Origin of the sequence: Paenalcaligenes sp. Me131 (assembly GCF_050487225.1) — a bacterium.
Taxonomy (GTDB): Bacteria; Pseudomonadota; Gammaproteobacteria; order Burkholderiales; family Burkholderiaceae_B; genus Paenalcaligenes.
In genome coordinates this window covers 1,351,623-1,373,361 of sequence record NZ_JBKQGY010000001.1, presented here as the reverse complement: position 1 = coordinate 1,373,361, position 21,739 = coordinate 1,351,623, and the positions used below count along the sequence as shown (strand labels likewise).

Sequence of the window (21,739 nt, the reverse complement as noted above, 5' to 3'; positions counted from 1 at the left end):
ATATAACATCAGGGGGTCTCGCGGTGAAACGGTATCCACGCTAGTATATGGGTCTTAAGTGTGCTTCTGAACATTGGCCCCATTTTATGCACTCCCCGTTACTCCCTTCTGCTGATACTCACGATCTATTATCTGATGCTGTGTGGTTAGAATCCTGCACGGCAGATTTGGATGAGGCCGGTAAGAAACTGGTAACTGCAGCGAGGGATAAGGTGGTCAAGGTGTTGCCAGGGCGTATCGCCAGTACAGGCGAACCTTTGGATAGCCACGCGGCCATGATGGTGACGGTGTTGGTCGGGCTAGGCTCAGATGCGGTAACGCGAGCCAGCGCTTTGCTAGCCGTGATGCCTGAGCTAGAAGATAACGAAAACAACACTCGTCCCGAAACCCTATCACGTGAGTTTGGTCCTGAAGTCGCCAAACTCGTGCAAGGCACGCGCGCCTTATACCGATTAGGTACGTTGACAGCGCAGTCCGGCGACATCGGTGCGCCCGGTAGCGATCAAAAAGAAATGAAACGACGCATGTTGCTCGCGATGGCCGTTGACTTGCGTATTGTGTTGCTGCGTCTAGCCTCTAGGTTGCAATCCCTAAGCTGGTATGCCATTAGCAAAACACCCTGTCCTGAGGCTTTTGCTAAAGAGACGATGGAGTTGTACACCCCCTTAGCCAATAGGTTAGGGATTTGGCAGGTGAAATGGGAGATGGAGGATTTCGCCTTCCGTTTTCTCAAGCCAGATGTGTATAAGCAAATAGCAAAACAGTTGGAAGAAAAACGCACAGAACGTGAGATTTTCATCACAAATGTGGTGCAGCAACTGTCAGAAGCACTCAAGGCTGAGGGTGTGGATGCCGAAGTGTATGGCAGACCAAAACACATCTACAGCATTTGGAACAAGATGCGTAATAAGCATCTGGACTTTGATCAGCTATTTGATTTGCGCGCGTTGCGTGTGATCGTAGAGGACGAGCGTAGCTGCTATGCGGCCTTGGCATTGATTCACGCGATGTGGACGCCGGTACCAGCAGAGTTTGATGATTACATTTCCCGTCCTAAGCCTAATGGCTACCGTTCGCTGCACACCGTTGTGGCAGACGCGCAGGGGCGTTGTTTTGAGGTGCAGATTCGTACGCAAGAAATGCACGAATTTGCCGAATACGGGATGGCGGCACACTGGCGCTATAAAGAAGCGGGTGCCGCTGGTGGCAAAGTTGCGGCGACCGCAGATGAGCAGAAAATTGCGTGGATGCGCCAACTGCTGGCCTGGGATAAAAGCACCCCCACTGCCGATGGTGCTACAACTGCGCCAGAGGCCGCACCCGCAACGGAAAGCCTGCAGGCTGAGCATGTCTATGTGTTAACACCACAAGCGCGTGTGATTGAGCTGCCGGTGGGGGCGACCCCCGTCGATTTTGCTTATCACTTGCACACAGACTTGGGCCACCGTTGCCGTGGCGCTAAGGTTGATGGGCTGATGGTGCCGTTGTTGACGCGTTTGCAAACGGGGCAAACGGTAGAGATTATTGCAGCCAAATCAGGCGGGCCTTCGCGTGATTGGTTAAATGCTCAATTAGGTTTCTTGGCTAGCCCCCGCTCTAGAGCCAAAGTGAGGGCCTGGTTTAATGCTGTAGAACTGCAGCAGCGCATGAGCCAAGGCCAGACTATGGTCGAAAAAGAATTGCAGCGGTTGGGCAAGACAGCCACAAATTTAGAGCAATTGGCTCAACGTTTGGGTTTTGCTCAAGCCGATGACTTATACGTTGCGGTTGCGAAAGATGAGTTTAGTCTGCGCCAGATAGAGCAGGCTTTTAAGCAGCCCTCTGACGCGGCAGTACAAGAAGACAACTCATCGCGGGTATTTAATAGTGCGACGTCCAGTGTGACGCGCACCGGTAAAAGTGGTGTGTTAGTGGTGGGTGTAGACTCATTGCTCACTCAGTTAGCCCGTTGCTGCCGTCCAGCGCCGCCCGATGAGATCGTGGGGTTCGTGACTCGAGGGCGTGGAGTGTCTATACATAGACGCGATTGCCATTCATTTTTAGGGCTGTCAGCCACGCAACCCGAACGCGTGATAGATGTGACCTGGGGAGCAACAGGCGAAGCCTTGTACCCCATTGACCTCTTTATACAGGCACAAGAAAATCCTAACCTGCTTAGAGATGTGTCCGAAGTATTCGCTCGCTTGCGTTTAAACGTAGTGGGTGTGAACACACAAAGCCGCCGATCGCTCAGCCAAATGGTTTTTACCGTAGAAGTAAACAGTGGTGAGCAGATTCAACGTGCCCTAACCGCCCTGAATGAGATTCCCGGCGTAGAAGCGGTGCGGCAATAGTGCGGTTGTACTGGTAGAATAATTGTTTGGCTACGAGTCTGGAGCAGGCTCGTATTGCTGTGGTTCTGATAAAAGCGAGTAAACCCTTGAAATCGTATACCTTACCTGACAGCACCGGCCATTTTGGCAAGTTTGGTGGTTCTTTCGTCTCTGAAACATTGGTACATGCGCTGGATGAATTGCGCGAGGCCTACGACCGTTACAAAGAAGATCCCGAGTTCCAACGGGAGTTTGCTTACGAGCTTAAACACTTTGTAGGGCGTCCGTCTCCGGTGTATCACGCACGTCGATGGTCGGAAGAGCTTGGTGGTGCACAGATTTGGTTTAAACGCGAAGATTTGAACCACACCGGTGCACACAAGGTAAACAACTGTATTGGTCAAATTTTGTTGGCCAAGCGTATGGGTAAAACCCGCATCATTGCCGAAACGGGCGCAGGCCAGCACGGCGTTGCCACTGCTACGGTTGCAGCTCGCTATGGTTTGGAATGTGTGGTGTACATGGGTAGCGAAGATATACGCCGACAAGCTGCCAACGTTTACCGCATGAAGTTGCTAGGGGCAACTGTGGTGCCTGTAGAGTCCGGTTCCCGTACGCTTAAAGATGCGCTGAATGAAGCCATGCGCGATTGGGTCACCAACGTAGAAAACACGTTCTACATCATTGGTACTGTGGCAGGTCCACACCCTTACCCCATGATGGTTCGTGATTTCCAAAGCGTGATTGGCGAAGAGTGTATTGAGCAGATGCCAGTAGATGCGGGTCGTCAGCCTGATTACGTGGTGGCTGCAGTGGGCGGTGGTTCTAACGCCATGGGGATTTTCTACCCTTACATCAACTACGACGATGTGAAACTAGTCGGTGTAGAGGCCGGGGGGCGTGGTATTGATACTCCAGAGCACGCAGCGTCCTTAAATGCTGGCACAGTGGGCGTGTTGCACGGTAACCGTACTTATGTGCTGCAAGATGCCGCCGGGCAAATTCAAGCAACACACTCTATCTCGGCTGGTTTGGACTACCCCGGTGTGGGGCCAGAGCATGCATGGTTGAAAGATAGTGGTCGTGCTGCTTATCAAATTGTGAACGATGACGAAGCATTGCAGGCTTTTCACCATTGCTGCCGTGTAGAAGGCATTATGCCTGCGTTAGAGTCCTCACATGCTTTGGCATGTGCCGCACGTATGGCGCCTACACTGTCGTCCGACAAAATCATTTTGGTCAGCTTGTCCGGCCGTGGTGATAAAGATATGCATACCGTTGCTGAGTTCAGCGGTATCACCCTGTAAGGTTCGGGATTTAACTATGTCAGAAACAAAAAATATACGACTGGCCAATTGCTTTGCGAAGCTGGAAAACCGCGCAGCCTTGATTCCTTATATCACGGCGGGTGATCCATCTGTCACGGTTACCGTGCCATTGATGCATGCGCTGGTAAAAGCAGGTGCTGATGTGATCGAGATGGGCGTGCCTTTCTCGGATCCTATGGCCGATGGCCCCGTTATCCAACGTGCTGCTGAACGTGCTGTAGCGCGCGGCGTAAGCTTGAGCATGGTTCTGGATATGGTGCGCGAGTTCCGCCAACACGATAACACCACGCCTATAGTCTTGATGGGCTATGCCAACCCTATAGAAGCCATGGGGCAAGAGCGTTTTGCGCAAGCGGCTGGCGAAGCTGGGGTGGATGGTGTATTGACCGTCGATTATCCACCCGAAGAATGCCAAGAGTTTGCTGGCATGTTAAGCCAAGCGGGTGTGGATCCTATTTTCTTATTAGCCCCTACGTCTACTGAAGCGCGTATGCAAAGCACCGCTAAGGTAGCACGGGGTTATGTGTATTATGTCTCTCTAAAAGGTGTGACCGGTTCGGGTAGTTTGGATACCGATGCGGTGGCACGTCAGCTAGAAGTTATTCGCAAGCACGTGCATATTCCTGTAGGTGTAGGTTTTGGTATACGCGATGCCGAAAGCGCCAAGCGAGTAGGGGAGTGTGCGGACGCGGTGGTGATTGGCAGTAAGCTGATTGAAACCATGGAAGCGGCTTACGCCCAAAACAACAGTGATGACCAGGCTATTCAGGCGGCATCACAGTGGTTAGCGCAAGTTCGACAAGCATTGAACTAGCGTAACAAGGGCTTCTCCGTATAGAATCATGCACTTGTGTTTTTGCATTCGTGCATGTTGTTAAAAATTTGCTGGCGGCGTGAGCGGCGTCGTCTACTATCAGGATCACACCATGAGTTGGCTCCAGAAAATTCTGCCTCCACGCATTAATCGTAACAACGAAAGTAGCCGTCGGGTTCCCGAGGGGCTGTGGGTGAAATGCCCGTCGTGTGAGGTAGTGCTGTACAAAGAAGACTTGCAGGCCACATCGCATGTATGTCCTAAGTGCTCGCACCATATGCGCATCAATGCACGCGATCGTATAGACGTACTGCTGGATGCAGACGGTAGAGTGGAAATCGGTTCCAATACCCGTCCAATGGACCCGCTGAAATTCCGCGATTCCAAAAAATACCCCGATCGTATTACTCAAGCTACCCGTGATACAGGCGAAAGCGAAGCCATGGTAGTTATGCAAGGTACGATTTTGGGCGTGCCAGCCGTCGCTGCAGTATTTAACTTTGATTTCATGGCTGGTTCCATGGGGTCTGTAGTGGGTGAGCGTTTCGTGCGCGGTGTTCAGGCAGCTATTGAGTCCCGTTCTGCATTTGTATGTGTGACGGCCTCAGGCGGTGCACGTATGCAAGAAAGTTTGTTCTCGTTGATGCAGATGGCAAAAACCAATGCCATGTTGTGCAAATTGTCTGAAGCAGGTTTGCCATTCATCAGCGTTCTGACCGACCCAACCATGGGTGGTGTGTCGGCCAGTTTTGCCTTTATGGGCGACGTGGTAATGGCTGAGCCTAATGCATTGATCGGCTTTGCTGGTCCACGTGTGATTGAGCAAACTGTGCGTGAGAAACTGCCTGAAGGTTTCCAGCGTGCTGAGTTCTTGATGCAAAAAGGCGCTATCGATATGGTTGTAGACAGACGCGAGATGCAGAACGAGATCGCTAGTTTGGTTGCGCTGTTGATGCGTCAACCAGCCGAGTCTGTGCATAAGGCCTAAACGCCGATAAGAATGCCGTAGCGAGGCGTTAAGCTTCTGCTACACCCAAAGGGTTGAGTAAGTGAAGAATACGTGTAGAGCGTGATTCTGAGCTTCTCAGCCCTTTTTGTATTTATGCTGGCCAGAGGGTTTTTATGTTTGTTTGGTGATGAGAGGTAGGTAATGCCATCAGGAGAGTCAGATGTTCGTGTGCAAAGCGAGTACTCATAACCCCTAGTCACTAGCCTCTGGGTTGTTGTTGTGGCAGCCGCCGCCGCAGCAGCAGCAGGGAAAAGAGTGTGTACCAAGAGTAATGATGGGGTAGGGCCTGTTCTGTCTTTATCTTTATTTCTATGTCTAGTTGGCTGAGTGCATGGTTTTACATAGCCAATAAAAAACCCTCTTTGTTTTGCAAAGAGGGTTTTTTGTATAGCGTACTACGGCTTAGGAGTTGCTGGTCTCAACCTGCTCCAGTGGTTCCGCAGCAGATGCTTGTGCAACTGCTTTACGTGGGCGGCCCAGTTTGACTGGGGCTGCTTGGTAAGTGAAGCTAGTGGTGGCAGATGTTTCCACCAACTGCAGGCCAGCTTGTTCTAGCTGAGCATCCAAAGCAACGTGGTTGTGAGTAACGGAGGCTGTCTCTGTTACCTCAGCGTGTTGTACTTCTACTTCTTGCACTTCAGCAACAGTAGGTGCAGCGTCAGTACTAACGGCTGGGCTGTCTACCTCAATAGCTTCTGCTTGAACGGATTCAACTACCGTGCTGCTTTCTTCGGTAGTCTCTACCGTTGTGTGGGCAGCTTCTGTAACGTCAGTAGAGTGCTCTACAGCAGCAACTGGCTCATCCGCAACGATAGTAGCTTCAGGGGCGGCAGCCACTTCTGTCGCCGCATTGGCTTCAACAGATTCGACGACTTCAGCAGGTGTAACGTCGTCAGCCGTATTGACTGGCTCAGCGTTATGTTCTGCAGCAGGCGCATCGGCTTGTGTTTCGATCTGTACCAAAGGCTCAGCCGCAACAGCAGCGACTTTACGAGTGCGTGGCGCACGTTTAGGAGCAGGCTCAGCCTCGGTGTGTGCGTTGGCTGCGTCAGCCACGCTTTCTGCGCGGGTTTCAATCATGGTCAACCCAGATGATTGCGCTAGCTCGGTTACGGCAACAGGCGCTGCTTGTGTCTCAGTTGGCTCATCAGCAACGACTGCGCTGGTAGCTTCTGTAGCCAAAGGCAACTCGGCTTGTTGTGTGGCCACTACTGCAGCACTGCTCTCGCTAGGCTGTTCTGCTTCGCCTTGTGGTGTTTCCAGCAATGCATTGGCATCAAAACTTGGTGTTTGATGTGGCACATAGGTCACCACAGTTTCATCTTCAGCGGCGGCACTGTCTTCGTTTTCAACGGTGTCTGTGCTGTTTGCGCTTTGCTCTGTACCGCGACGGCTACGACGGCTACGACGACGACGACTGCGACGGCGTTCAGTATCGCTACCATCGCCTTCTGCACCTTCTTCGTTATCCATGCCTTCTGTATTAGCGGCAGCGTCTTGTGTGGTGTCTTTAGCAACTACAGGGCTAGGAGCGGCTGTGGTGTCTGCTTCGGCAGATGCGCCTTCTTGCAGATCCAACTCTTGCTCATTCGCTTTGTTTGCTTCGGCGTTGTTGTCACGACGACGGCCACGGCTACCACGACGACGACGTGAGCCGGTAGAGGTTTCGCCAGAGGCTTGATCAGCGGCTTGTGCGCTGACGGCGGCTACTGGTGCGGCCAACTGCTCATCGTTTTTCTCTTCTTTAGGTGCGTTGCGGCGACCTTGAGGGTTATGGTTCGCAGTGGAGCTTACTGTTTTGTCGGCGCGCTCGTCGCTGTTTGGGCGAGATGAGCGACGTTGACGTTGACGCTGGCGTTGTTGCTCAGGGTTACGCTCGCCACCTTTGGTGGAGGCGTTTGCTGGGCGACGACCTGGTTTTTTGGCATTTTTGCCAGCACTGGTATCAGGCTCAGGTGTTTTTTCACCAAACAGCCATGTAGCCAAACGCTTCCAGAAGCTAGGGGCTACTTTTGCGACAGGAGCTGGTGTAGGTGCTGGTTGTGCAGGGGTGATGCCTTTTACCAGTGCCTCAGGACGGCTCTTGACCTCTTGTGGGCGTGCAGCAGGTTGGGCAGTGGTTTGCTCAGCCTGTTGTACTTGTTGGTAGCTAGACACGACATCATCAAGGCGTGCGTCATCGTGGCGCAGTCGCTCAATAATGTGGTGAGGTGTTTCCAGGTTTTTGTTTGGAATCAGTGTCAGCTTGATATTCAAGCGAGATTCGATTTTGGAAACATCAGCACGTTTTTCGTTCAGCAAGTAGGTGGCCACATCAACAGGCACTTGGGCGTTGATGGCGGCGGTACCTTCTTTCATGGCCTCTTCTTGCAGCAGGCGCAGTACGTGCAAGGCGCTAGATTCGGCATCGCGAATCACGCCAGTACCTGTACAGCGTGGGCAAGTAATGTGAGAGCCTTCGTTCAGGGCTGGACGCAAGCGTTGACGGGAAAGCTCCATCAAACCAAAGCGCGAAATCTTGCCCATTTGTACACGGGCGCGATCCAGATGCAGCGCATCACGCAGACGTTGCTCTACAGCACGCTGGTTTTTGCTGTCTTCCATATCGATAAAGTCGATAACGATCAGGCCACCCAAGTCACGCAAACGCAGTTGGCGAGCAACTTCATCAGCGGCTTCTTGGTTAGTGCGCAAGGCAGTTTCTTCGATGTCAGCACCGCGCGTAGAGCGTGCCGAGTTGACGTCGATGGCTACTAGCGCTTCGGTGTGATCGATAACCACGGCGCCACCAGATGGCAACTGCACGGTACGAGAGTACGCGGTTTCGATTTGGTTCTCGATTTGGAAACGGGAGAACAGCGGGATGTCATCACGGTAGCGTTTTACACGCTGCACATTATCGGGCATCACTACGCTCATAAAGGCAGTGGCTTGCTCGTAAATGTCATCGGTATCGATCAGGATTTCGCCGATATCTTGGGAGAAGTAATCGCGGATGGCGCGGATTACCAAGCTGGATTCCAAGTAAATCAGGATAGGGGCACGGTTATCGCGTGCAGCTGTGTCAATGGCAGTCCAGAGTTGCAGCAGGTAGTTTAAGTCCCACTGCAGTTCTTCGACGCTACGGCCAATACCGGCTGTACGAGCGATGATGCTCATGCCGCCAGGGATAGACAGTTGGTCGATGGCTTCGCGCAACTCTTGACGATCTTCGCCTTCCACGCGACGGGAAACGCCGCCTCCGCGAGGGTTGTTAGGCATCAAGACCAAGTAACGACCGGCCAGAGAGATAAAGGTGGTGAGGGCTGCACCCTTGTTACCACGCTCTTCTTTCTCTACTTGGATGATCAGTTCTTGACCTTCGTGCAGCGCATCTTGAATGCGGGCTGTACGTACGTCTACACCTTCCTTAAAGTAGGTGCGGGCAACTTCTTTGAAGGGCAGAAAACCGTGACGCTCTTCCCCGTAGCTGACAAAACAAGCTTCCAGACCGGGTTCAATGCGGGTGATAACCCCTTTGTAGATATTGCCTTTGCGCTGTTCGCGGCCAGCGGCTTCTATGTCGAGATCGATCAGTTTCTGACCGTCGACAATGGCAACGCGTAATTCTTCTTGATGCGTTGCATTGAACAACATGCGTTTCATGAGTAATTCTCCGTAGTCATGGTGCGCTATTGCTAACGCACGACCGCGGGTCACTCAGTGTGTAGCACTGTCACTGCTTGGGGGCTTGGGCCAAGAACAATCAGGCCGTGCCCACCATAATCTGTCGTGGGGGCAATGAGCCCATGTATGAGCGAGGTTCAGGCAGCAGGATGGTCAGAATCACGTGTGTGGTTGACAAAAAATATTTGCTGGAACAATGGCCAGACCCGGGTTTTGCTCGTGTCTGGTGCTAAATTCTAAAGAGCGACGACTTTTCGCAGATAATTCAGTGCCGCACGCGGGACACAAGCAGTCATGTTTGCCATGCAGATTCTATGCTTGCAGGAACAGTGAGCTCGCCCCGGCGACTAAATGACCCCGAAAACTGGCACTAAGGCAGTACAATTAGACCTTTGTCGTCTACGGAGACGCACCCTTTGCATCTCTACGTATGACGGTGTCACAGTTTTCATAGGCTGAGGCGATTATATGCCTCTTTTGTGCATGAGCAAACCATTAGATAGTGAAAAAGGCGTTGTAGCCGTCCGTTTCGTAGAAATTGAAGCGGAGGAAGCAGGGCAGCGCGTTGATAATTATCTGCTGCGCCTTTGTAAAGGTGTCCCTAAAAGCCACATTTACCGCGCTATACGCAGTGGGCAAGTGCGCGTGAACAAAGGTAGAATAAGCAGCGAGTACAGGTTAGAGGCAGGCGATGTGTTGCGTGTGCCCCCCATGCGTTTACCGCAAGTGGATGCGCCTAGGCATGTTCCTCCAGCCGTGTTTCCTATCGTGTATGAAGATCGCGATATTCTGGTGATTGATAAGCCAGAAGGTGTGGCAGTGCACGGCGGGAGTGGGGTGTCGTTTGGTGTGATTGAGCAGTTGCGGTCAGCACGTCCTGAGGAGCGCGTGTTGGAGTTGGCGCATCGATTAGATAGGGACACCTCTGGGTTGCTGGTGATTGCAAAAAGTCGAAAGGCATTGGTGCGTTTGCACGACATGTTCCGTGAAGGTGTGGTGCGTAAACACTATCAAGCGCTGGTCACCGGTGATTGGGTCAATGATAGGCAGCACCTGCGCGAGCCTTTGTTGCGATGGATGACGGCATCCGGTGAGCGACGTGTACGTGTGGACCCTGAAGGTAAGCCTTCGCACACCATTGTCAATTTATTGAAACGCTTTGGGCGCTATAGTCTGGTAGAGGCTGATTTGCGTACAGGACGTACGCACCAGATACGGGTGCACTTGGCTAACGCGGGTTACCCCCTGGTGGGGGATGATAAGTACGGCTCAGACGAAGTGCGTGAGCATTTCTCTAGGTTGGGCTTTAAACGTATGTTCTTGCATGCTGGTAGGGTAGAAATGGCGCATCCGGTGTCGGGTGAGTTATTGAAGCTGGAGGCTCCGTTACCTGCTGAGTGTGTGGAAATTATGAAAATTTTGGAGAAAGCAGAATGAAGCAGTACCGTGCAGTGGTGTTCGATTGGGATGGTACGGTGATGGATTCTACCCACGCCATTGTGACGGCTATTCAGTTGGCAAGTGCTGATCTGGGTCTGCCAGTGCCTAGCGGCGCTATTGCGAGTTGGGTGATTGGGCTCTCGCTAGAGGCGGCACTATATAGAGTGGTGCCAGACCTGAATGCCGAACAAATGCCTGATTTTATCGAACGCTATCGCCATCACTTCTTTCAACGTGATTTGCAGTTGAAGTTGTTTGATGGCATGCAAAACATGATGGATGAGCTTAAAGAGCGTGATGTGTTGCTGGCTGTCGCGACGGGTAAAAGTCGTCCTGGCTTAGATAGATTGCTGGTGAATGTGGGTCTGGATCAGTATTTCTACGCTACACGCTGTGCAGACGAAACGCAAAGCAAGCCGCATCCGCAAATGTTGCATGAGCTATTGGACGAAATGCAATTGCCAGTGGAGCAGGTCATTATGGTGGGGGATACCACGCATGATGTGCATATGGCACAAAATGCGGGTATGGATAGCCTAGCCGTGAGTTACGGGGCGCATGATCCCGATACGCTTAGCAAAGCGACTCCTACTTTCCAAGTGGATAAGGTAGCCGCGATGCGTGAGTTGTTGCTGGCGCGCGTTTAAGACGGAATGTCTGCCTAAGCTAGAAACAAAAAGATAGTAGGCTGTTTATTGAACTCGGGTGGGCTGGCTTTGGCCCACTGCGCAACAGTGCGTGTGCAAATCCATTGATCAGCTGTGGTGAGCGCGCGACCTATGCACAAACGCGTCGTGGGCTGTAGTGTGCTGAGTAGGGCGCTGAATACCGCTTCGTTTCGGTAAGGGGTTTCAATAAACAGCTGGGTCTGGTGGTGTTTGCGCGAATTGGCCTCCCAGTCCTTCAGTGTTTTGCTGCGTTCCGCGGCGTTAACGGGTGGGTAACCATGAAAGGCGAATTGCTGTCCATCTAGGCCGCTGGCCATGAGGCCTAGCAAAATCGAGGACGGTCCTACGTGGGGCACGACTTCAATGCCCATGGCGTGTGCTGCAGCCACAACTGCTGCGCCAGGGTCTGCGACAGCAGGGCAGCCGGCCTCGGATACCAAGCCTATATTTGCGCCGTCTTTGAGTGGTTGTAGCCACTCACGAATTTGTTGCGCGGATGTGCCGCGTTTATCCAGTGTGTGAATGGTGATTTCTTGTATGGGCGTGGTGGTTTCCACTTGCTTCAGGAAAGCACGGGCCGTTTTGGCATTTTCGGCGATATACGTAGTCAGCGATTGAGCAAGCTGCTGGGTTTGAGCCGGCAGCCAATTCTGTATGGGGCTGTCGCCTAAACCGACGGGGATGAGGTGAAGTTGACCTGTAGTCACAATAAATTCCCAGTAAGTTAGCGTGTGGGGTTAAGAGGGTTAATGCCTACTTGGCGCAGGAATTGATTTAACCTAATCAGTGGCAAACCAATAATGGCAGTAGGGTCGTCAGATTGCATGCTCTCCATGAGCGCGATGCCTAGGCTTTCGGCTTTGGCGCTGCCAGCGGTATCGTAGGGTTTGTCATGCAGTAAGTAATGTGTAATTTCGTCATCGCTTAGCGTGCGAAATGCGCAATGTGTAGGCACGCTATCAATCAGTATAGTGTCACGGTGTACAACGCAGAGGGCGCTGTGGAAGGCAATGGTTTTTCCGCTCAGTTGCTGCAGTTGCGCAAAGGCTTTGTCATGTGAGCCAGCCTTGCCTATGGGCAATGTGTCTAGCGTCGCAACTTGGTCACAGCCTATAACCACCGCGTCAGGGTGTTGTTGAGCGACGGCCAAGGCTTTCTCTTTGGCAAGGCGTAATGCCAAGGCAAGGGGAAGTTCGCCTGATAGTGGTGTTTCGTCTATGTTTGGTGCGATAATATCGAAGTTCAGGGCGAGTCGTTGAAGCATCTCGCGACGATAGGGGGAACTGGATGCCAGAATCAGACGCATAAGTGGTTTTTGGTGTGAAAAGTTTGACGGTTCTGCTCTACGCACTGTATTATCTAACGTTTTCCTTACTATTGGAATGCCGGAGGCCGTTGTGAGTACTGAGCAATACCTTCTGGATACCTTTACATTTACACAACAACACGAGACTAGAACGGGGCAAATAGCAGCAGAAAAGCTTGCTCGCGCCATAGAAGGTCTTGTGCCGCAGCGGGGCCAGGTGTTTAATTGGTCTGCTTCGGGTGGTGTAGACACTACGGAACGCCGTTTTATTCGTTTGAGTGTGAACGGTTCCATGTTCTTGCAGTGTCAACGTTGTCTGCAAGATTACGAATGTCCAGTGGTGGTGGACACCCTTTTTGAAGTGGTGAACACAGAAGCCGAGCTGGATGAAGGTGAGGATGATGTAGAGACACCTGATCGTGTCTTGGCGTCACTAAATCTGGATTTGTTTGGATTGATTGAAGACGAGGTTATTTTGGCGTTGCCGTATATCCCGCGCCATGATGTATGTCCGTCTTTACCTGGGGCGTTGTCCGAAGAGGATGCGTCTGGGCTGGAAACAGAGAAACCCAATCCATTTGCAGTGTTGGGCAAGCTTAAAAAGTCTTAGCTCATTTTTTGTATTTATTTTTTTTGTAGGGTAAGCCGCCTTTTTATGGTTTGCCCTGTATACAGGAGTTATCATGGCTGTTCAGCAAAACAAAAAGAGCCCTTCACGTCGTGGCATGCGTCGTTCACACGATTCGTTGGCTGGGCCAGCAACGGCTATCGAGCCAACTACAGGTGAAATGCACTTGCGTCACCACATCAGCCCTAACGGCGTATACCGTGGCCGTAAAGTTCTGAATACTAAAAACGACGATTAATGCGTTGTTGAGTGCTTCGCAATCACCTAGTTTGCGCGCTTGATGTCACAAAAAACAATACGTATCGCCATTGACTGCATGGGCGGGGATACAGGTTTACCTGTCACTATTCCTGCTGCCATGCAGTTTTCGCAACGGCACTCGGATACTCTATGCCTGCTAGTGGGCGATGCTGATGCTATTAAAGCTCAGCTCGCTGCTGACGGTAACCGGTCGGATGACTGGTATCAAATCCTGCCTGCTTCAGAAGTCGTCACGATGGACGATTCTGTTGAGGTCGCCTTGCGTCGTAAAAAAGATTCCTCCATGCGAGTGGCTGCTCAGGCTGTTAAAGATGGTCTGGCCGGTGCCTGTATATCTGCAGGAAACACGGGTGCGTGGATGGCAATCAGCCGGTATGTGCTGAAAACCCTAGAAGGCATTGATAGGCCTGCAATCGCAGCGCCTATTCCAAACTCCAAAGGTGGGGCAACCACTGTATTGGATTTGGGTGCGAACGTGGACTGCAGTGCAGAACACTTATTGCAGTTTGCCATCATGGGTACAGCATTAGTCGCTGCAGTAGAGGGGCGTGAGCGTCCTACTGTAGGGCTGCTCAATATTGGTGAAGAAGTTATTAAGGGTAACGATGTCGTGAAGCAAGCGGCAGAGTTGCTACGCCATAGCGGACTGAACTTCCAAGGTAACGTGGAAGGTGACGATATCTGTAAAGGTAGCGTTGATATCGTGGTTTGTGATGGTTTTGTTGGGAATGTGGTTCTGAAGTCCATGGAAGGGCTGGCTAAAATGGTGGCCAGTATGTTGCGCGAGGAATTTACGCGCGATGCTCTGAGCATGACGGCAGGTCTAGTTGCCAAACCGGTATTGAAACGTTTGGGTAAACGGGTTGATAATCGGCAGTACAATGGCGCGGCCTTGCTAGGTTTGCGCGGTATTGTTATTAAAAGCCATGGCTCGGCAGATGCTTATGCCTATGGCTATGCGTTAGAGCGAGCACGCCAAGCCGTGAAAAACGGTTTATTGGAAGGGACGACAGCAGCAATTGCGCGTCTACAGTGTTCAAATGAAGACAAGATGGATGAGCCTGTTCTTGATGTACACTCATCTACGGTAAGTCCTCAGTAACGTATTCAGGAATTTATGTATATGCCCTATGCCAAAATAATTGGGTCAGGTAGCTATCTGCCTCCCAAGGTGGTTTCCAACGATGATTTGGCGGCCGATCTGGCTACCCGTGGCGTGGAAACATCCGACCAGTGGATACGTGAACGCACTGGGATACAGCAGCGTCATTTGGCAGAACGGGGTGTAAAAACCAGTGAGTTGGCGACACTGGCAGCTAAGGCCGCTTTAGAGGATGCTGGGGTTCAAGCCGCAGATATTGATCTCATCGTGTTGGCCACTTCTACGCCTGATTTTGTATTTCCTAGCACAGCTTGTTTGGTGCAAGCCAATATTGCCGCTGTGAATGCTGCTGCTTTTGATGTGCAAGCTGTATGTAGTGGTTTTGTGTATGCATTGACCACTGCTGAGGTTTACATCAAAGCGGGTAGAGCTAAGAACGTATTGGTGATTGGCGCAGAAACCTTCTCTAGCATCCTCGATTGGAATGACCGCAGTACCTGCGTGTTGTTCGGTGATGGTGCGGGTGCGGTTGTATTAAGCGCCAGCGAAGAGCCTGGTATCTTGGCGGCTAAATTGCATGCTGATGGTACCAAAATGCCTATTTTGAGTGCGGCAGGTAATGTCTCCTACGGTGAAGTGGTAGGCGATCCTTTCTTGCGCATGGATGGGCAAGCGGTATTTAAATTTGCCGTGAATGCGTTAACCCAATCCGCACATCAAGTGTGCGAGGAAGCGGGTGTATCGCTAGAAGAAATCGATTACATGATCCCTCACCAAGCAAACCTGCGTATCCTGAGCTTCTTGGGTCGCAAGTTGGGTGTGTCGGACGATAAGATAGTTGTGACACTGGACAAGCATGCGAATACCTCTGCTGCCAGTGTACCGTTGGCGTTAGATGTGGCCCGTAAAGATGGTCGTCTAGTGCCGGGTAAACTGGCCTTGCTGCAAGGCGTGGGCGGTGGTTTTACGTGGGGTTCTGTGCTGGTGCGCATGTAAACCTATAATAAGATGCGCGTGCGGCGTGCTGTACGCGCAGTGAATAACTACTCTCTACGACAAACAACTATGAAATTTGCTTTGGTTTTTCCCGGACAAGGTTCGCAAACTGTGGGCATGCTAGACGCGTGGCGTGATAACGCTGCTGTGCAAGCGGTTATGGCAGAAGCGGATCAGGCGCTAGGGCAGTCATTGAGTGCCTTGATCGCAGAAGGTCCTGCAGAAGATTTAAACCTGACTACTAATACTCAACCCGCCATGTTAAGCGCCTCATTGGCGATGTACAAAGCGTGGGTAGAAGAGGGTGGTCCAGTTCCAGCAGTCATGGCTGGTCACAGCTTGGGTGAGTACTCTGCATTGGCAGCGGCTGGCGTGTTCAGCTTGGCTGATGCGGTGCGTCTAGTACGTGTACGTGCTAACGCCATGCAAGATGCAGTACCCGTAGGTGTGGGTGCGATGGCGGCTATTTTGGGCTTGGATGACGATACCGTGCGCGAAGTGTGTGCTGAAGCGGCTCAGTCTGAAGTGGTAGAGGCCGTTAACTTCAATGCTCCTGCGCAAGTAGTGATTGCTGGTCATAAAGCGGCGGTTGAACGTGCATGTGAGTTGGCTAAAGCAAAAGGCGCTAAACGTGCGCTGTTGCTGCCGGTTTCCGCTCCTTTCCACTCTAGCTTGCTAGAACCTGCTGCAAACGTATTGGAAGGTGCATTGGCTGATGTGGTCATGCAAGCGCCTTCTGTGCCGGTAATTAACAACGTAGACGTAGAAGAGCCGGCTGATGTTGCCGCTATCCGTTCTGCGTTGGTGCGTCAGGCATGGCACGCTGTACGTTGGGTAGAAACTATTCAGAAAATGAAAGCCATGGGTATTACCCATGTGGTGGAGTGCGGTCCAGGTAAAGTGCTGGCTGGTCTGATCAAGCGTATTGATCGTGACTTGGAAGTGCTGTCTGTGAACGACCCCGATTCGCTGGCTCAGGCTATTGCGACATTAAAAGGATAAATCATGAGTGCATTGTTAGAATCCAAAGTAGCACTGGTCACTGGGGCAACTCGTGGCTTGGGTAAAGCGATTGCCGAGCAACTGCAAGCACAAGGCGCGATTGTTATTGGTACAGCCACATCCGAGGCCGGTGCTAAAACAATTAGCGAAAACCTAGCTGCTGGCGGCGGTCGTGGTGTGGTGTTGGATGTGACTGATGCGCAAGCTTGCGATGCTTTGATTGCAGAGCTGACCGAGCAGTATGGTGGCCCGCATATTCTGGTGAATAACGCCGGTATTACGCGTGATAACCTCACCATGCGCATGAAAGATGAAGATTACGATGTGGTGATGGACACCAACCTGAAAGCGGTGTTCCGCTTGAGTCGTGCAGTAATCAAACCTATGGTTAAAGCACGTTGGGGTCGCATCATCAATATCACGTCGGTGGTGGGTTACTCTGGCAACGCAGGTCAAGCAAATTATGCTGCAGCTAAAGCAGGTGTGGCAGGAATGTCCCGAGCCTTGGCAAGGGAGCTTGGCAGTCGTAATATTACGGTGAATTGCGTAGCGCCAGGTTTCATTGAGACCGATATGACTAAAGCGTTGAGTGAAACACAAACTGACGCACTACGTAGCCAAATTCCTCTGGGCCGTTTAGGTGCTCCAGAAGATATTGCCCACGCTGTGAGTTTCCTTGCTAGCCCGCATGCAGCCTACATTACAGGGACAACAGTCCATGTAAATGGCGGAATGTACATGTAAAGAGCTTGGAAGTTCTCAGTTCTAAGGTAAAATTATTTGATTTGTAAGGGGCGTGTTAGTAGATATCGAAGCTGTATTTTGATTATTCACTACTAGTGCTGCCATTTTTTTATCATAGCCTACACCCACATTTACATAGTGTTTGACTATAATTCGTGGGTAGCAATCCCCAAATTGGAGAATCCGCATGGAAAGCATCGAACAGCGCGTCAAGAAGATAGTCGCTGAACAACTTGGCGTTAACGAAGCCGAGATCAAGAACGAATCTTCTTTTCTTGACGACCTCGGTGCCGACTCGCTCGACATGGTCGAGCTCGTGATGGCGCTCGAAGATGAATTCGAAACCGAAATCCCAGACGAAGAAGCTGAGAAAATCACGACGGTTCAGCAAGCTGTTGACTACATCAACGCTAACAGCAAGCAGTAATTTACAATCAAGGGTGTGGGCAGGTAGCTGCTTGCCCCGCTTAGGCGGTTTTTGGCGGACATCGCTGAGCAGTTCTGTACTGGTAACCAGCTCAGAACATCACTGATGTTCTGGCCAGACCGCTTTTTTTGTTTTTAGGAGTCATCCGTGAAGCGACGTGTCGTGATTACTGGACTGGGCATTATCTCCCCAGTCGGCAACGATATTGCTACTGCATGGGATAACATCACTAACGGTCGTTCCGGTATTGGGCGCATTAGCCGTTTTGATGCATCCGAAATCAATGCTCAGATTGCAGGTGAAGTTAAGAATTTTGACGTTACCGATTACATGACTGCTAAAGAAGCCAAACAAATGGATACCTTTATCCATTATGGTGTGGCAGCAGGTATGCAGGCATGGAAAGACTCCGGATTAGAGCTTAGCGAGGAAAACGCCGAACGTATCGGTATTATCGTGAGCTCCGGTATCGGTGGTTTACCCCGCATTGAAGATACACAAAAAGATTATTTGGAACGTGGTGCACGACGCATTTCGCCGTTTTTTGTGCCAGGTTCTTTGATTAACCTGATTTCAGGTCAACTATCTATTATCTTGGGTGCTAAAGGCCCAAGCTATGCGGTAGTGTCTGCATGTACAACAGGCTTGCACTCCATTGGTGATGCCGCTCGTTTGATCGAGTACGGTGACGCTGATGTGATGGTGGCTGGTGGTGCTGAGTCCACAGTGTCCCCACTGGGTATTGGTGGCTTTGCTGCCATGCGCGCACTGTCCACACGTAACGATGATCCTACAACGGCTTCTCGCCCATGGGATAAGGATCGTGATGGCTTTGTGCTGGGTGAAGGTGCTGGTGTGTTGGTGCTGGAAGAGTACGAACACGCACGCCGTCGTGGCGCTCGCATTTATGGTGAGTTTGTAGGGTACGGTATGAGCTCTGATGCTCACCATATCACTACACCAGACAAAGACGGTCCTAAACGTGGTATGCAAAATGCGTTGCGTAATGCAGGCTTAGATGCATCTGCTGTGGATTATGTGAATGCTCATGGTACGTCCACACCACTGGGTGATTTGAACGAAAGCGAAGCGATTAAGCTGGCTTTTGGTGATCACGCTAAGAAACTGGTAGTGAACTCGACTAAATCCATGACCGGTCACCTGTTGGGTGCTGCGGGTGGTATTGAAGCAGTATTCACAACTTTGGCTGTGTATAACCAAATCTCTCCGCCTACTATCAATATCTTTAATCAAGATCCGGCTTGCGATCTGGATTACTGCGCGAACGTAGCGCGTGAGATGAAGATTGATGTTGCGTTGTCGAACTCTTTTGGTTTCGGTGGAACCAACGGTTCGATGATTGTGAAGCGTCTCGCCTAACACCGTGCCACGGGCAACGTCGGTTATCTCTAAAACCCGAGCTATTGCATCCCAGACTCCGGTCTGGGTGTGGTGCTCGGGTTTTTTGTTGCCTGCTTTTGTGTCCTATTGTGTATTCACTGTTGTGTGGCAGGTCGCTGCGGTAGAGTATGCCTTAGCGGCGGCTTTTATAGCAGCTGCAGTGGTATATGGCTATTGTTTGCGTGAAAACGATGCCCATATAGTAGAGATGGGATGGCAGGGTATGCAGTGGCAATTGCTGCTACAGCGACAACATCATACGGAAAATTGTATGGGTTCCCTGCAGCGAGTATGGCGAACACCGTGGTGGATAGTATTGAGTTTTTCTCTGAATAAGTGCGATGCAAAGCCCGAACGTGGCTGTTTCAGCGTGTGGCGTTCTACCTGTAGCCCTGCGTTATGGCGCGCTTTAAATAAAAAGCTGAACCGTGATTTGATGCTTGGACACATAGCCACATCAAAGGATGCGACATGAGTGAACGTGATGTCGATGCTGATCTAGTCAAGCGGGTACAACAAGGCGATAAACGTGCGTTTGATTTGTTGGTGCTGAAGTATCAGCGTCGCATCATGCGTTTGTTGTCACGAATGGTACGTGACCCGGCGGAAGTCGAAGATGTGACGCAGGAAACGTTTATAAAAGCCTATAGAGCACTCGCCCAGTTTCGTGGTGAAAGTGCGTTTTATACGTGGCTATATCGTATTGCTATTAATACGGCACGCAACTGGCAGGCGTCGGCCAATCGTAGACCTTTGTTAATTAATCCTGCAGAAAACGACGAAGGTGAAACTTTTGACCAAATTGAGAACCTAACAGACATCAGCACCCCTGAGTCTGAAATGGTAAGCAAGCAGGTTGTAGAGACGGTTAATGCCGCAATTGCAGCCTTACCTGAAGAGTTGCGTACTGCCATTGTTCTGCGTGAGATAGAAGGCATGAGCTACGAGGATATTGCTCAAACGATGGGCTGTCCTATTGGTACGGTGCGTTCACGGATCTTCCGTGCAAGGGAAGCAATTGCAAATCAATTGCGCCCAGTGCGGGAAGCGGGTAGTACAGATCGAGGTTGGTAGAAGGAATACGTCATGGTGAAGAATTCACAGTTGATCATTACAGAAGAGACAGAAACGGCTAGTTGGGAAGCCACGGTTTCTTCTTGGGTGGACGGCGAGGGAGAAGTTCGCGCTGATGAACTGGATACGCCTTATGGGCGACAACTCTGGGATACCTATCACTTGATTGGTGATGTGTTACGTAGCGAAGAATTAGCGCTTACTCCCTCCGATAAATTTTATGCACGACTTTCTAAGGCTATTGACGAAGAGCCTATCGTTTTTGCTCCACAGCACAAACGCTTTAGAAAGTCGGTCAGTGTGGGGCTATCCAGTCTAGCGGCAGCCGCCGCTGTGGCCGCAGTTGCATGGATAGCTACACCAACTAGTATGTTGAGTGACACGCCGTCTGAGCCGGTTCTGGCTATTGCCGCTGATGATGTATGGTGGGATTACATGGATGCTCACCGCGATATGTCTGGTTTGGGGCCTGTGCGTCAGGTGTCCTACGATCAAGGAGCATTGCAGTAATGGTGAGGGGCTGGGTTTTTTCTGCCAGATCAGGACGTACGGCGCGTGGTATGGGCATGTTGCTCTACTCGGCCGTGCTGGGCCTTTCATTCATGCCGCAGGCAGCGCATGCTGCACTAGAGCAAGGTGGTGTATCTACACCAGAGAGCTTCCTCTTTTTGCAAGACATTCAACAAGCGGCACGTAATCTGGATTACGCCGGCATTGTGACCTACACCCAAGATGGCTCTACGCAAGCCATCAATGTGGTGCATATGGTGGATGGCACGGGCGAGCGTGAACGTTTAGAGCTATTAGATGGTACGCCACGCGAATACTTACGCCATAACGATGAAGTGCTATGCCTCGTACCTGAGCGCAAGCTGATTGTTGTGGAAAAGCGTAGACCCGATCGTTTTCCCGCTATCTTGTTGGGAAGCGTAGACAATCTACCTACCTACTATTCTGCCAGTGTCATTGATGAGGTGCAGCGTATCGCAGGCCGTGAATGTCGCGTGTATGAGTTGCAACCTAAAGATGCCTTACGATACGGCTATCGTTTTTGTGCGGATGTGGTCAACTCGTTGTTGCTGCAGGCTGAAACCTTGAATGCTAATGGTGATGTGATCAATCAGATTGCGTTTGCCAATATTGCTTATGGCAGTCGCATGCCCATGTCGGGATTAGAGTCAGCCTTCAATACCGATGGTTGGCGCACGCTAAATGCCTACATGGAAGATATAGACTTGGTGTCTGAGGGATGGGCTATTCCTTATCCCAACGGTTTTGAGCCAGTGACGCAAGTCGTGCGTTCCATGCGGGCTACCAGGAAAGTGGTGCAACTGGTGATGTCTGATGGCTTGGCTGCTATTTCAGTGTTTATTGAACCCGTGACTAACCACGGTTCATACATGAAAGAGGATCACGGCTCTAGCCGTGGCAGTATGAATTTATACCGTACGCAAGTGGCCGAGTATTGGGTCACGGCTACGGGTGAAGTCCCGTTGAGTACATTGCGCGATTTGGCAGCAAACGTGGAATATGTGCCATTTAACAAAAAAAATTGACGCTC

At 51.2% G+C, this 21,739-nt stretch carries 20 protein-coding genes; 17 read left to right on the top strand and 3 right to left on the bottom strand.

Annotated elements, in window-relative coordinates:
- Positions 1-86 precede the first annotated feature (86 nt).
- The 4 genes from ACLPHM_RS06735 to accD all read left to right on the top strand — a co-directional run bounded on the left by ACLPHM_RS06735 (position 87) and on the right by accD (position 5,442).
- Positions 87-2,333: a RelA/SpoT family protein gene (locus ACLPHM_RS06735; RefSeq protein WP_430220473.1), complete on the top strand. Its 2,247-nt coding sequence runs from the start codon at positions 87-89 to the stop codon at positions 2,331-2,333.
- Positions 2,334-2,419: 86 nt separating this feature from the next.
- Complete coding sequence (gene trpB / locus ACLPHM_RS06730) at positions 2,420-3,619, top strand: tryptophan synthase subunit beta (protein WP_430220761.1); 1,200 nt, start codon at positions 2,420-2,422, stop codon at positions 3,617-3,619.
- Between the two features lie 16 nt (positions 3,620-3,635).
- On the top strand, positions 3,636-4,454 hold the full coding sequence (gene trpA, locus ACLPHM_RS06725; RefSeq protein ID WP_430220472.1) for a tryptophan synthase subunit alpha: 819 nt from the start codon (positions 3,636-3,638) through the stop codon (positions 4,452-4,454).
- 112 nt (positions 4,455-4,566) lie between these two features.
- Positions 4,567-5,442 carry an acetyl-CoA carboxylase, carboxyltransferase subunit beta gene (gene accD / locus ACLPHM_RS06720; RefSeq protein WP_430220471.1) on the top strand — a complete coding sequence of 292 codons (876 nt, stop codon included), beginning with the start codon at positions 4,567-4,569 and terminating at the stop codon, positions 5,440-5,442.
- A gap of 423 nt (positions 5,443-5,865) precedes the next feature.
- Here the strand turns inward: accD and ACLPHM_RS06715 are convergent, their stop codons facing one another.
- Positions 5,866-9,108, bottom strand: a complete 3,243-nt coding sequence (locus ACLPHM_RS06715; protein WP_430220470.1) for an Rne/Rng family ribonuclease — start codon at positions 9,106-9,108, stop codon at positions 5,866-5,868.
- A 489-nt stretch (positions 9,109-9,597) separates the two neighbouring features.
- Between ACLPHM_RS06715 and ACLPHM_RS06710 the strand changes: the two genes are divergently transcribed.
- Positions 9,598-10,566, top strand: a complete 969-nt coding sequence (locus tag ACLPHM_RS06710; protein WP_430220469.1) for an RluA family pseudouridine synthase — start codon at positions 9,598-9,600, stop codon at positions 10,564-10,566.
- Positions 10,563-11,216 (top strand): HAD family hydrolase, encoded by a 654-nt coding sequence (locus ACLPHM_RS06705; protein WP_430220468.1) that lies wholly within the window; start codon positions 10,563-10,565, stop codon positions 11,214-11,216. The genes ACLPHM_RS06710 and ACLPHM_RS06705 overlap by 4 nt, the downstream gene beginning before the upstream one ends.
- Positions 11,217-11,230: 14 nt before the next feature.
- Here ACLPHM_RS06705 and ACLPHM_RS06700 read toward each other — a convergent pair whose 3' ends face one another.
- Together ACLPHM_RS06700 and ACLPHM_RS06695 are read right to left on the bottom strand one after the other, a co-directional pair.
- Positions 11,231-11,944, bottom strand: a complete 714-nt coding sequence (locus tag ACLPHM_RS06700; RefSeq protein ID WP_430220467.1) for an SAM-dependent methyltransferase — start codon at positions 11,942-11,944, stop codon at positions 11,231-11,233.
- A gap of 17 nt (positions 11,945-11,961) precedes the next feature.
- Positions 11,962-12,543: a Maf family nucleotide pyrophosphatase gene (locus ACLPHM_RS06695; RefSeq protein WP_430220466.1), complete on the bottom strand. Its 582-nt coding sequence runs from the start codon at positions 12,541-12,543 to the stop codon at positions 11,962-11,964.
- Positions 12,544-12,634: 91 nt separating this feature from the next.
- On the opposite strand from ACLPHM_RS06695, the gene ACLPHM_RS06690 reads away from it, so the two are divergent.
- The 11 genes from ACLPHM_RS06690 (at position 12,635) to ACLPHM_RS06640 (ending at position 21,734) form a co-directional block, all read left to right on the top strand.
- Complete coding sequence (locus tag ACLPHM_RS06690) at positions 12,635-13,153, top strand: YceD family protein (protein WP_430220465.1); 519 nt, start codon at positions 12,635-12,637, stop codon at positions 13,151-13,153.
- A 73-nt stretch (positions 13,154-13,226) separates the two neighbouring features.
- Positions 13,227-13,409: a 50S ribosomal protein L32 gene (rpmF, locus tag ACLPHM_RS06685; RefSeq protein WP_430220464.1), complete on the top strand. Its 183-nt coding sequence runs from the start codon at positions 13,227-13,229 to the stop codon at positions 13,407-13,409.
- A gap of 42 nt (positions 13,410-13,451) precedes the next feature.
- Entirely contained in the window at positions 13,452-14,534 is a 1,083-nt protein-coding gene (gene plsX, locus ACLPHM_RS06680) for a phosphate acyltransferase PlsX (protein ID WP_430220463.1), read from the top strand.
- A gap of 21 nt (positions 14,535-14,555) precedes the next feature.
- Positions 14,556-15,530, top strand: a complete 975-nt coding sequence (locus ACLPHM_RS06675; RefSeq protein WP_430220760.1) for a beta-ketoacyl-ACP synthase III — start codon at positions 14,556-14,558, stop codon at positions 15,528-15,530.
- A gap of 69 nt (positions 15,531-15,599) precedes the next feature.
- A complete protein-coding gene (fabD, locus tag ACLPHM_RS06670; protein ID WP_430220462.1) occupies positions 15,600-16,532 on the top strand; it encodes an ACP S-malonyltransferase in 933 nt (310 codons plus the stop codon).
- Between the two features lie 3 nt (positions 16,533-16,535).
- Positions 16,536-17,276 carry a 3-oxoacyl-ACP reductase FabG gene (fabG, locus tag ACLPHM_RS06665; RefSeq protein WP_430220461.1) on the top strand — a complete coding sequence of 247 codons (741 nt, stop codon included), beginning with the start codon at positions 16,536-16,538 and terminating at the stop codon, positions 17,274-17,276.
- Between the two features lie 187 nt (positions 17,277-17,463).
- Positions 17,464-17,703 (top strand): acyl carrier protein, encoded by a 240-nt coding sequence (gene acpP / locus ACLPHM_RS06660; protein WP_135861708.1) that lies wholly within the window; start codon positions 17,464-17,466, stop codon positions 17,701-17,703.
- 147 nt (positions 17,704-17,850) lie between these two features.
- Entirely contained in the window at positions 17,851-19,083 is a 1,233-nt protein-coding gene (gene fabF, locus ACLPHM_RS06655) for a beta-ketoacyl-ACP synthase II (protein WP_430220460.1), read from the top strand.
- A gap of 492 nt (positions 19,084-19,575) precedes the next feature.
- Positions 19,576-20,178, top strand: coding sequence for an RNA polymerase sigma factor RpoE (gene rpoE / locus ACLPHM_RS06650; protein WP_430220459.1), 603 nt, complete (start codon positions 19,576-19,578; stop codon positions 20,176-20,178).
- A 12-nt stretch (positions 20,179-20,190) separates the two neighbouring features.
- Positions 20,191-20,688: a sigma-E factor negative regulatory protein gene (locus ACLPHM_RS06645; RefSeq protein ID WP_430220458.1), complete on the top strand. Its 498-nt coding sequence runs from the start codon at positions 20,191-20,193 to the stop codon at positions 20,686-20,688.
- 56 nt (positions 20,689-20,744) lie between these two features.
- The gene (locus tag ACLPHM_RS06640; RefSeq protein ID WP_430220457.1) at positions 20,745-21,734 is read left to right on the top strand and encodes a MucB/RseB C-terminal domain-containing protein; all 990 of its coding nucleotides are present in this window, start codon (positions 20,745-20,747) and stop codon (positions 21,732-21,734) included.
- Positions 21,735-21,739: the final 5 nt, after the last annotated feature.